Genomic DNA, 2,859 nt, shown 5'->3' with positions numbered 1-2,859 from the left:
TTCGACTTCTTGCGCGGCTTTGTCGCTTTCGAGGGTAAATATGGGATCTCCTTCTTTGATGAAGTCGCCATCCTGCTTCAGCCATGCGAGGAACTTGCCTTCCTCCATGGACCAGCCGAGCCGGGGTAATGTGATGTTAATGGGCATGGCGTTGACTATTCAGCGCAAAGTTCGCGAATTGCTTGGGCGATGGATTCGACATTCGGAACTACCGCTGCCTCAAGTGTGGGACTGTAGGGCGTGGGCGAGGGTTTGCCGTTGAGGCGGCGAATAGGGGCGTCGAGATCGTCGAACCCACGGTCGGCGAGTTGCGCGGCGATCTCGGCTCCGATGCCGCAATGGGCGAAGTCTTCGTCCACGATGATGAGGCGGCCAGTCTTTGCTACGGACTGAATGATGGTGTCCACATCGAGCGGTGCAACGGTGCGCGGGTCGATGAGTTCGACAGAGATGCCTTCCTTCGCGAGGGTCTCACAAGCGGCGAGTGTCTTGTGAACCATCAGAGCAAGCGCGACGACGGTGACATCGCTGCCTTCGCGCACGATGGCGGCTTTGCCGAAGTCGATGAAGTACTCTTCCTCCGGCACGGGGCCTTTCACGGTCATCAGCTCGCGATGTTCGAGGAAGAGCACGGGGTCATCACAAGTGAGGGCGGTTTTGAGCAGGCCTTTCGCATCGCGCGGTGATGAAGGAACCACGACACGCAGGCCTGGGAAGTGCGCATACATCGAGTAGTAGCTGCCGCTGTGATGCGTGGCCGCTGCGTGACCGATGCCGATGCAGCCGCGCATAAGAACGGGCATCTTCAGTCGCCCGCTGCTCATGTATTGCATCTTGGCGATCTGATTGACGATCTCGCCCACGGAATCGAGCACAAAGTCGGCGAACATGAAGTCAATCACTGGTCGAGTTCCAGTCATGGCGGCGCCTCCAGCGAGCCCCACGAAGCCGCGCTCGCAGATCGGCGTATCGCGCAGTCGTTCGGGGCCATGAATCACAAACAAGCCGCTGGTGGTGGCGAAGTTGCCGCCACGGACGCCGATGCCTTCGCCCATGACGAAGATCTTCGGATTGTGTGCCATCTCCTCGGTCAGCGCTTCAAGCGTGGCCTTCATGAAGGTCAGCTCGCGTGTAGCTGAAGATGACGATGGCACCTCACGATGAGGCGCAGTTGCTGATGAAGCATAGATGTGAGTGGTGGCGCTCTCGGCAGTTGGATAGGCGCTCTTTTCGGCAAACTCATGCGCCGTTTCAGTGAGTGTGGCGACCTCCTGCTCGATGGTGTTGAGTTCGGCATCGGTCGCCAGGTTGTGGTCTAGCAAATGCTTCTTCAATCGAGCGATGGGGCACTGTGCTTTCCACTGCTCCACCTCTTCGCGCGTGCGGTAAGTGAAATCGCCCATGCCTTCGGCATGCGCACGTGTGCGGTAGGTTTTGCATTCGATGAGCGTCGGGCCTTCACCGTTGCGAGCGCGCTTCACGGCCTCGCGGGCCACGGCTTCCACGGCGAGCACATCGTTACCATCCACTTCGATGCTGGCGATGCCGTACGCCGCGCCTCGGGCTGCCACGCTAGGATTGCCAGCGACACTGGAAAACGGAACCTCGGTGGCGAACTGGTTGTTCTCGCACACGAACAACACCGGCAGCTTCCAGATGCTCGCCATATTCAGGCCTTCGTGAAACGCGCCGTTGTTCGCCGCGCCATCGCCGAAGAAGGCGACACCGACGTTGCCTGTCTTCATGATCAATGAGCTGTAGCCAGCGCCGGTGGCTTGCAGGATGCAGGGGCCGACGATGCCACTGGTGCCCATCATACCGATCTCCGGTGCAAACAGATGCATGGAGCCTCCGCGACCACGCGAGCAGCCGGTCTCACGGCCATAAAGTTCCGCCATGAGCTGGCGCGGTTCCATGCCTTTGGCGAGCGCATGTCCATGACCGCGATGCGTGCTGAAGACGGCATCCGCATCATGCAAGTGTGCGCACACGCCTGTGGCGATGGCTTCCTCGCCAACATAGGTGTGGCAGGCACCGTGAATGAGCCCGCGCTGATGCGATTTTGCCAGGCGTTCTTCCACCATGCGGATCGTGAGCATGGTGCGGTAGAGTTGAAGGGGGGATGATTGGTTCGTGAGGGAACTCATGCTGTTTTAGGTTTGAGACGTAGAAAGCTGATAATGACGCCGCCGACGATGAAGCAGGCGGCGAGGAAGTGGAGGCACTGCATTTCGCCGTAGCCATGCGTGCGCAACCAGCCGGTGACGTGGTTGCCTGCGTAGCCGGCGAGGTTCGCACCCATGTTGATCAGACCGGTGGCCACTGCAGCGGCGGAGGCGGTGAGCGTGAGCGATGGCAGTGTCCAAAACGGTGCGATCCAGAAGAATGCGCCCAGCGCGGTGAGGCAGAGCCAGATCATCTGCGTGCCGAAGGATTGTCCTGGAATCGTGCTGCACAGGAGGAAGATACCGGTGGCGATCATGCCGCCCGCCGCGTGCCATTTGCGATCTCCCGTGCGATCCGCCGTCTGGCCGGAGACTAGCACGCTGAGGATGCCGCAACTGTAGTAGAGGCCACTGCAGAGCAGCGTCATTTGATCAGAGCCACCGGAAAGATTCTTCACTGTGGTCGGCAACCAAAAGCTGAGCGCGTAGCCGCCGCTGTTGCCCACCAGCACACCGACTACCAGCAGCCACACCGCAGGCAATCGCAGCGCCTGCCAGACGGTGATTTTTCCCGTCGCCTCCTTTGCCGCCGCTTCAGCAGCGAGCACGCCTTCGAGATGATCGCGCTCGGCTTGAGTGAGCCACGTTGCATTTCGAGGTCGATCTGTGAGAAAGGCAAGAACGACAAAGCCCA

The 2,859-nt window shown here is 60.0% G+C and carries 3 protein-coding genes; all 3 read right to left on the bottom strand.

Annotation, left to right across the window (positions count from 1 at the left end; translation table 11 throughout):
* A partial coding sequence (locus tag ACIREA_RS29995; RefSeq protein ID WP_397385993.1) for a biotin/lipoyl-containing protein occupies positions 1–147 on the bottom strand: 147 nt, incomplete at its 3' end.
* 8 nt (positions 148–155) lie between these two features.
* On the bottom strand, positions 156–2,147 hold the full coding sequence (locus ACIREA_RS29990; RefSeq protein ID WP_397385992.1) for a pyruvate dehydrogenase complex E1 component subunit beta: 1,992 nt from the start codon (positions 2,145–2,147) through the stop codon (positions 156–158).
* Positions 2,144–2,859 (bottom strand): MFS transporter (locus ACIREA_RS29985; protein ID WP_397385991.1); only part of this gene is annotated, 716 nt, incomplete at its 5' end. The genes ACIREA_RS29985 and ACIREA_RS29990, both read right to left, overlap by 4 nt.

It is taken from the genome of Prosthecobacter sp., assembly GCF_044373815.1.
GTDB lineage: Bacteria > Verrucomicrobiota > Verrucomicrobiia > Verrucomicrobiales > Verrucomicrobiaceae > Prosthecobacter.
The sequence above is the reverse complement of the archived record's forward strand: the minus strand, read 5'-3'. Positions and strand labels throughout refer to the sequence as shown.